The sequence below is a fragment of the Leptotrichia sp. oral taxon 879 str. F0557 genome (assembly GCF_000469385.1).
GTDB lineage: Bacteria > Fusobacteriota > Fusobacteriia > Fusobacteriales > Leptotrichiaceae > Leptotrichia > Leptotrichia mesophila.
Map to the genome: position 1 here is coordinate 1 of NZ_KI271357.1, position 7,639 is coordinate 7,639.

Here is a 7,639-nt window from a genome sequence, read left to right on the forward strand (position 1 = left end):
GAAGACAAGGTTTTATGTGGCAATAAAGATGAAAAATAGAAGTAAAAATTCAGTGTTAGAAGCAATAAAACGGCTGACAGCCAGTATTCCACAAGGAGCATTCAAGACTTTCACATCAGACAGGGGGAAGGAATTTTCATGCTGGGAAGAAGTGAAGAAGATGGGAATAGAATTCTATTTTGCAAATCCTTATTGGCTCGTGGCAGAGAAAATGCAACGAAAACAGCAACGGTCTTCTAAGAGAATTTTACCCAAAGAAGACCGACATATCAAAAATAGATACAGAAGACTTGATAAGAACCTTAATGTTGATAAACTCAAGGATAAAAAAATGTTTAAACTATGCAACACCATTTGAAAAATTTTTACACGAAATTAGTTTAAAAAAATTTAGTAAAATGTCACAATTAATATTGCGATTTATGATTAAGAAATATTCTAATCAAATAACTGCAAGAAACTAGAAAGTTTTTAATTTAGATAAAAATATAGAAGCTGAACCCAAAATTTTAATCATTTTGAGACAGCTTCTTTTGAACTTTATTCAAAATACTAATTATTAATAGCTATACTTATAAAAAACATAAACCTATTTTCTTTATTAAAGAAAGAGAATATAATTTTTAAATTATTGTCTTAAAGATCTAATTAATTCAAAATTCTCTATAGCTTGTTGTTCTTTAGCAATTTCTTTATCTAACTGGTTTCTTAAATTTTTATACTCAGCAATTTTTGCTTTAAATTCTTTCCCAAAAATACTAGCTTCTGCATTTGCTTCAATTTCAGCAATTCTCTGATCAATTTTAACTTGCATTGCATTATAATTACTTAATCTTTGAACTGCTGCATTAGCTTGAGCTTCTTGTTCTCTAAATTTTGAATCTTCCATTTGTTGTAATCTACTTAATTGATTTTCTAGATTATTTAAACTATTTTCAATAGAACCTCCTGCTGAAGGTCTTGTTGCTGCTTGTTTTGTAGGTGCAGCAAATGAAATACTGCTTAATACTAAGATTCCTAATGATACTAATAATTTTTTTGTCATTTTATATTCACGAGAATTTATAAGATAAATTTAGTGAGCTAAATTTTTATATTATCTCGTATCTCCTTTCATTTTTTTAATTTGATTTCAATGTTTCTATAGCTGTGAAATTATCTATTGTTGCTTTTAAAGACTTAATTTCATTATCCAGTGCTTTAACTACAGATTTATATTTTTTAGCTAATTCAGCATATTCTGCTTTGAAAGCTTTTGCTTCTCCAGCAGCTTCAACTTTTGATATTCTTTCTTGAAGTTGAGCTTTTTGAGCTTCTTTTTCTGCTAATTTATTTGTTGCTGCATCAGCGGTTGCCTTTAATTTATCATACTCTTGTTGTTCCATATTTAACAATCTTTCATATTCTGCTTCAAGTTGATTAAATCTACCAATTACTGATTGTGTTGTTGTTGTTGTTGTTTTAGTAGATTTTGCAGAAACTGCTGAAAACGATAGAACATTTAGAAGTATGAATAAAATTCCAACTTTTTTCATTATTTCGCCTCCTAAAATTTGTTATCTATTTTAATTATCTTTTATATTATATATCATTTAACAATAATTGTCAATTTTTATTTAAAAATATCTCTTTCAAATATATTTTATTTGCCTTCAAAAGAGATATTTTTATTCTTTTGACTTTTATTAAAATTTTATATTATTATTTAATGTTGATATTATAGAATGCTTTTTTACCTTCATAAACAGCTTCTTCAGCCAAATCATCTTCGATTCTTAATAATTGGTTATATTTAGCCATTCTATCTGTTCTTGAAGCAGATCCTGTTTTAATTTGTCCTGCGTTTGTAGCAACTGCAATATCAGCAATTGTATCATCTTCAGTTTCTCCTGATCTATGAGATACTACTGCAGTATATCCAGCTTTTTTAGCCATTTCAATTGCATCCAATGTTTCTGTTAAAGTACCAATTTGGTTTACTTTAATTAAGATTGAATTAGCAATTCCTTTTTTAATTCCTTCAGCTAATCTTACTGTGTTAGTAACGAACAAGTCATCCCCTACTAATTGAACATCTTTTCCGATTGCATCAGTTAATTTTTTGAATCCATCCCAGTCATCTTCAGCAAGTCCGTCTTCAATTGATACGATTGGGTATTTAGAAGTTAAGTGTTTGTACCATTCAACCATTTCGTCTGAGTTTCTTACAACTCCACCTTCTCTTTTGAATGTATAAGTATAAGATCCGTCTGCATTTTTAGTTGCAAATTCTGATGAAGCAGCATCCATTGCGAATGTAATGTCTTCTCCTAATTTGTATCCAGCAGCTTCTACTGCTTGAGAAATTACATCTAAAGCTCCTTCAGTTCCATTAATGTTAGATGGTGCGTATCCACCTTCATTTCCTACGTTAGTAGAATCTCCGTTTGCTTTTAAGATTTTTCCTAAGTGGTGGAAAATTTCAGAACCCATTCTTAATGCTTCTTTGTATGTTTTAGCTCCTACAGGTTGTACCATGAATTCTTGAACGTCTACTGCTGAATCAGCATGTGATCCACCATTTAAGATATTCATCATTGGTACTGGTAATTCTTTAGCGTTTACTCCACCTAAATATCTGTATAAAGGTATACCTAATTGGTTAGCCGCTGCTTTTGCCACTGCTAATGATACACCTAAGATTGCGTTAGCTCCCAATTTACCTTTGTTAGGTGTTCCGTCTAACTCAATCATAGCTTTATCAATAGCTACTTGGTCTAAAGCATCAAATCCGATTAAGTGTTCAGCAATAACTTTGTTTACATTTTCTACTGCTTGTAATACACCTTGTCCTAAATATCTAGATTTGTCACCATCTCTTAATTCAACTGCTTCATGTTCTCCAGTTGATGCTCCAGATGGTACAGATGCTCTTCCCATTGCTCCACCTTCTAAGTAAACTTCAACTTCCACAGTTGGATTTCCTCTTGAATCAAGTATCTCTCTTGCATAGATATCTTCAATTCTAGTCATTTCTAATTACCTCCGTAAATTTATTTATTATAATATTTCTCAACTATAATTATATCACAATGTGTGCTTATTTTCAAAACAAAATTTCAATTTTTTCAAAAAAATTTAATAAAATTTGTTAAAATTCAATAATATAAAAATATTTTTATGTTCTTTTCATTTTTAATTATTTATATTTTAGTATCAAAATTTTGAAAATAAGAGTTTTATCCTTAAATTTCCTAGCTGCTGATAGCTAAACTGTTAACAGCTAAATCAATATTTTGATATATTCCCATTTATTTTTGTCCTTGTCTGGCAAAAGACTTTTTTCTGTTTTTACTTTAATTTTGTTTTATTGACCTAATTTTATATTCCAGTACCCTTGGCGCTGCAGTTTGTACTGTAATAAAAGTGTGGTCTATCATTCTTGCAATTTCTATTGTTTTTTTACTGTTATACAGCAACAGCCTTCCTTTTGCTTCCAGTTTTGTCATTTTTTCCTTAGAAAGCCTGTTTTGGTTTTTTATGTACATTTTTATTATTTGTTCATGTTCAGCATCGGTAGTTTGTGAGTCAAAAACTGAAGAAACTAGCCTCCCATCGACAAAGTTAAAACTATTCAGCTGCCTTTCAATTCCCAGCGGATCTTTTACATTAGCATAGTAATAAACCGCATAATTCCCTTCATCATGTGAATTTGACAGAGCTTTTTTCTGAATAATTTTAGCAAATTCCTGTTTTGTCATTCCAAATTTTAAAGTGCTTGTAATACTTTCTCCATAACTTTTTTCAAATTCTGGATTTCCAAACATAAACGTTGAAAACATCAACATCATTACTAACAAAATTTTTTTCATAAATTTAATTTCCTTTCTTAAATTTGTTTATAATTTTTCCAATAATCTCTCATGATTTTCTCCAAGCAAATTATCCAATATTTTATAAAACTCCTTATTTTCAACATTTGAATCAAAAGAATAATGTTCATTTTTATCATAAATTATAATCTTGCTTTCTGGATAATGATCATCAATTACTACATTTTCGTTTGGATTTTTCATCCCATTTATTATTTTCTTAATTATATTATTTTTTTGTTTATAATCTTTTAAAACAATTTTTCTTGAATATTTTTTGACTCCATTTAAATAGGAAATATTACAATTTAACTTCTCACATTCAAGATTCCACTCAAAATAGTCTGAATTTCCTGTAACAGCTTCTTTATGCTTAAAGTCATAATTTTTACTAAAATCCAATTTTTTTAAATCTTTATTGCTGTATTTCTTTCTATCAAATTTTCCACAAGAAATAAACATCAAGATTAAGCATATAAATAAAAATATTTTTTTCATATTCAATTTTCCCCGCTACATCTCATTCAAATATTTATCCAGATAATCTACGTCTTTTGCAGTTGCTTTCTTTATTTCCTTAGAAATATAGGTGCTTTCCAGCTTCTGTTTATTTTGTTTACGCAACTTTTTATTTGCAATTTCTTCATTTATCATCAAAACATTTAATAATAGCAACGTTTCTTTTCGGCGGTTATATTCCCGAACTTCATTTGATACATTGGCATTTACGACGTTGTCTATGCATTCTGAAACTGCTTTTTCGATTTTGCCGTCATTATAGTATTTTCTCACTTCTGTTAATGTGTAAGTCAAGTTCATTGAATGAACTTCTTCATCTGTCATTCCAAGCTGTCTTTTTACATCTTCACTTTTTAATAAATTTAAAACTTTTTTTATTTGAATCTGTCTATTATCTTCGTTTGCGATGTTAAATATTTTTACAATTTCCATAATAGGAGTATTGTTATACTTTTTTTCTATTTCTTTATAATAACCATCACTTTTATCTTTTTTTCCAATTCCACGATAATACACCATTTTTGCAAATAATTTTTCATACTCGTAAGGAGTGTATTTTGTGAATAAATCTAAATATTTTTCATAATCTTTTCCAATTTTAGACTCATAAATTGTGATAATATCTTCTGACACAATGTAATTTCGCTCATCTTTTTTCAAGATGGCAAGCAGTTTATTTAATTTTTCTCCGATTACAGTTTCATCATTTTCAAAAGCCACAATATCTCTTATTTCATAATCAATTTTTTTTGTTTCATCAATTATTGCCTGCTTTATTCCTATTTTTGAAAGATTTTCCTGAATTTGCTCCTTTCTTGTGTAAGCAAAGCTCAGACTGCTTAACAGTAAAAATGCTATTGTTAATTTTTTCATAAATTGTTCTCCATTTTTGTATTTTTTATTTTTATTCCTTCAGCAATTCTAAATTATAATCCAATTATTTCCCAGTTATTATGGCTCTTTCCATCAATTACACCTTTTTTTACATCTCGAATATAGTCAATCATCATATTCTGAATAGTTCCCTTTATATTTCCAATTGCTTCTTTTGATGCCCATAAGACTGGAATTTCCTGCCCGTCAAAAATACCGTCTTTTCTAGCCAGCTGTTCAAACCTATAGGCATTCATTCCAACTTTTAATTTCATTTCAGGCGTTACTTTAGTCCCATTAACTAACATCAGATTAGTAATTTTATTCTCTTTTTCATTTCTTAAATCAATTTTATATTTTACCCCGCCAAAAATATCAAATGTTACATATTTCCCGTTGGCACGTTCTGGATTATAATGATACTCAGTATCTCCAGGCCGAATTGTATCAAAATAATCAGCAGACCATTCCATATAGTCTTTTAACTGTTTTCCAGTCATTTCGTAAATTGTAACATCTCCACCTGTGTAACGGTAGTTGTAAACTATGTCTTTTCTCTTAATTTCCCCTTTATCCAGTTTTACATTTTCATAATTGTATGCAAATGAAACGACATCTGCACCGCTGTAATAAAGCTCAACATCAGTTATAAATGACGACAGTCCAGTATCTTTAGAAAAAGCTGCTGACACACCGTAATATTTTTCTTTGGGAACCATATCATTTAGCGTATTCCCTATTTTTTCATTTGCAATTCTGCAAAGCCTATTGTGAAAAGGTTTATAAATCTCTTCAATTTTTTTATCAGGTTCTTTATCTTTTACAGGAATAGTCGTAGAATCTTTGCCTATTAATTTAATATTTTCATCCAACACTTCAAATTTTAGGTCTACTTCTGAAATAACAGTTCCATATCTATGAGGCTCTGTAATAAGAACACCATTAATTATTTCCTTTGGTATATTCTGATGCATATGTCCAGCTACAATTACATCAATTTCAGGTACAGCGTTTGCTAAATCTCTTACTCCAGTTTCAGGAATTCCATTTTCATTTTCAATGCCCATATGAGCTACTGCAACAATAGCGTTTGCACCTTCCTTTTTAAGTCTTTTTACTTGTTTCTGAGTTTCCTTTATAGGCGACACAAAATAAAAATCCTTCAAATAGCCAGTATCTTCTTCAAATTGTGCTGACATTGGAGTTGATAATCCAATAATTCCAATCTTCACGCCATCCTTTTCAATAATCGTAGAAGCATCTAAATATCTGCTTTTATCTTTTGAAAAATTGGTATCATTTTCAGCGTTTTCATTGTAATACAAATTAGCAGTCAGTTTTTTAAATTTCATATCTCGCAATATATTTGATAAAGTTGGCATTCCAAAGTTAAACTCATGATTTCCCGGTACAAAAATATCATAACCTATGTAATTTAGTATTTCTGGGATGGGATGTTTTGAAGCCATTGCAAATTTTTCTATCCAATTATCTTGAATCGCATCCCCAACTTCAACCAAAATCACATTTTTATTCTTTTTTCTAATTTTTTTCACCAATGTTGAAATCTGTGCATAAGAACCTGACCTATCCTCTTCATCAGCTGCATAGTTCCAAGCAAGCACTCTACCATGAACATCGCTTGTTCCCAATATTTTTATACTTACTTCTCGTTTTATTAAAATGGTATCCGTATTTTCTGTTGTCATAATATCTATATTTCCTTTTCAGTCTTTTTATTTTCTATACTTAAAATTTTTTTTAACATACTAAATTCTCTTAAAATTAAATAAATTTGAGAATTAAATAGTTATAGATTTTGTGAACTGCATTTTACATTTATTTCTTCATATTTTTCCATTTTTCTCTAGCTTCAAAAATTGAAAATTCCCTGTCATATTTTATTTCATTCAATTCATCTTTAATATAAAAAATCTTTTCCAAATCAATCTCATAGTCATTTGCAATCGCAATAATATAATAAAAAACATCAAACACTTCTTCTTCAATAGTACCTTTTATATTTTCTCCATCATATCTCACATTTTTTCTAATATTTTCGGCAAGTTCCCCAAATTCTTCTATTAATTTCAAAATAAGCCTTTGTCCATTTTCCTTTTTATTTTGCTTAATTTTATTATCATCTGTCTCATTTAGAGTTCCTTTTTCTATTCTTTTTATCAAGTACTGCACTTCTTTAAGTGTCATATCATCACTATTATTTTTTTTACTATCCATAATTCAAATTACCTCCTTCTTTTTATATTTTTTATTTAACATTATTTTTATTTCTTAAATTTAATTTTTAAAGTTATTTTAAGCAAGGGTATCAAACGCCATACCCTTGCATCCCTGCTTCTCGAATTTCAATTTTACAGCAAAAGACAAAACTCGCT

Annotated in this window: 8 protein-coding genes and 1 pseudogene; 1 reads left to right on the forward strand and 8 read right to left on the reverse strand. The window is 29.0% G+C overall.

Features of this window, described 5'->3' with window-relative positions:
* Positions 1 to 358: pseudogene (locus tag HMPREF1552_RS10975) on the forward strand (hypothetical protein); the annotation flags it as partial.
* A 270-nt stretch (positions 359 to 628) separates the two neighbouring features.
* Here the strand turns inward: HMPREF1552_RS10975 and HMPREF1552_RS10980 are convergent.
* From HMPREF1552_RS10980 to HMPREF1552_RS11015, 8 genes are all read right to left on the reverse strand, one after another.
* Positions 629 to 1,045: an adhesion protein FadA gene (locus HMPREF1552_RS10980; protein ID WP_021745277.1), complete on the reverse strand. Its 417-nt coding sequence runs from the start codon at positions 1,043 to 1,045 to the stop codon at positions 629 to 631.
* Positions 1,046 to 1,121: 76 nt separating this feature from the next.
* Entirely contained in the window at positions 1,122 to 1,535 is a 414-nt protein-coding gene (locus HMPREF1552_RS10985; RefSeq protein WP_021745278.1) for an adhesion protein FadA, read from the reverse strand.
* Between the two features lie 166 nt (positions 1,536 to 1,701).
* Positions 1,702 to 3,012, reverse strand: coding sequence for a phosphopyruvate hydratase (eno, locus tag HMPREF1552_RS10990; protein ID WP_021745279.1), 1,311 nt, complete (start codon positions 3,010 to 3,012; stop codon positions 1,702 to 1,704).
* 323 nt (positions 3,013 to 3,335) lie between these two features.
* Complete coding sequence (locus tag HMPREF1552_RS10995; protein ID WP_021745280.1) at positions 3,336 to 3,851, reverse strand: hypothetical protein; 516 nt, start codon at positions 3,849 to 3,851, stop codon at positions 3,336 to 3,338.
* Positions 3,852 to 3,878: 27 nt separating this feature from the next.
* Positions 3,879 to 4,349, reverse strand: a complete 471-nt coding sequence (locus HMPREF1552_RS11000) for a hypothetical protein (RefSeq protein WP_039901652.1) — start codon at positions 4,347 to 4,349, stop codon at positions 3,879 to 3,881.
* A 15-nt stretch (positions 4,350 to 4,364) separates the two neighbouring features.
* Positions 4,365 to 5,243, reverse strand: coding sequence for a hypothetical protein (locus HMPREF1552_RS11005; protein WP_021745282.1), 879 nt, complete (start codon positions 5,241 to 5,243; stop codon positions 4,365 to 4,367).
* 53 nt (positions 5,244 to 5,296) lie between these two features.
* Positions 5,297 to 6,952, reverse strand: a complete 1,656-nt coding sequence (locus HMPREF1552_RS11010) for a bifunctional UDP-sugar hydrolase/5'-nucleotidase (RefSeq protein WP_021745283.1) — start codon at positions 6,950 to 6,952, stop codon at positions 5,297 to 5,299.
* 130 nt (positions 6,953 to 7,082) lie between these two features.
* Positions 7,083 to 7,481 (reverse strand): MazG nucleotide pyrophosphohydrolase domain-containing protein, encoded by a 399-nt coding sequence (locus tag HMPREF1552_RS11015; RefSeq protein WP_021745284.1) that lies wholly within the window; start codon positions 7,479 to 7,481, stop codon positions 7,083 to 7,085.
* Between the last annotated feature and the right edge of the window lie 158 nt (positions 7,482 to 7,639).

Coding starts and splice junctions, on each gene's coding strand:
- HMPREF1552_RS10980 (WP_021745277.1), bottom strand. CDS start 1,045: ATGACAAAAAAATTATTAGTATCATTAGGAATCTTAGTATTAAGCAGT.
- HMPREF1552_RS10985 (WP_021745278.1), bottom strand. CDS start 1,535: ATGAAAAAAGTTGGAATTTTATTCATACTTCTAAATGTTCTATCGTTT.
- eno (WP_021745279.1), bottom strand. CDS start 3,012: ATGACTAGAATTGAAGATATCTATGCAAGAGAGATACTTGATTCAAGA.
- HMPREF1552_RS10995 (WP_021745280.1), bottom strand. CDS start 3,851: ATGAAAAAAATTTTGTTAGTAATGATGTTGATGTTTTCAACGTTTATG.
- HMPREF1552_RS11000 (WP_039901652.1), bottom strand. CDS start 4,349: ATGAAAAAAATATTTTTATTTATATGCTTAATCTTGATGTTTATTTCT.
- HMPREF1552_RS11005 (WP_021745282.1), bottom strand. CDS start 5,243: ATGAAAAAATTAACAATAGCATTTTTACTGTTAAGCAGTCTGAGCTTT.
- HMPREF1552_RS11010 (WP_021745283.1), bottom strand. CDS start 6,952: ATGACAACAGAAAATACGGATACCATTTTAATAAAACGAGAAGTAAGT.
- HMPREF1552_RS11015 (WP_021745284.1), bottom strand. CDS start 7,481: ATGGATAGTAAAAAAAATAATAGTGATGATATGACACTTAAAGAAGTG.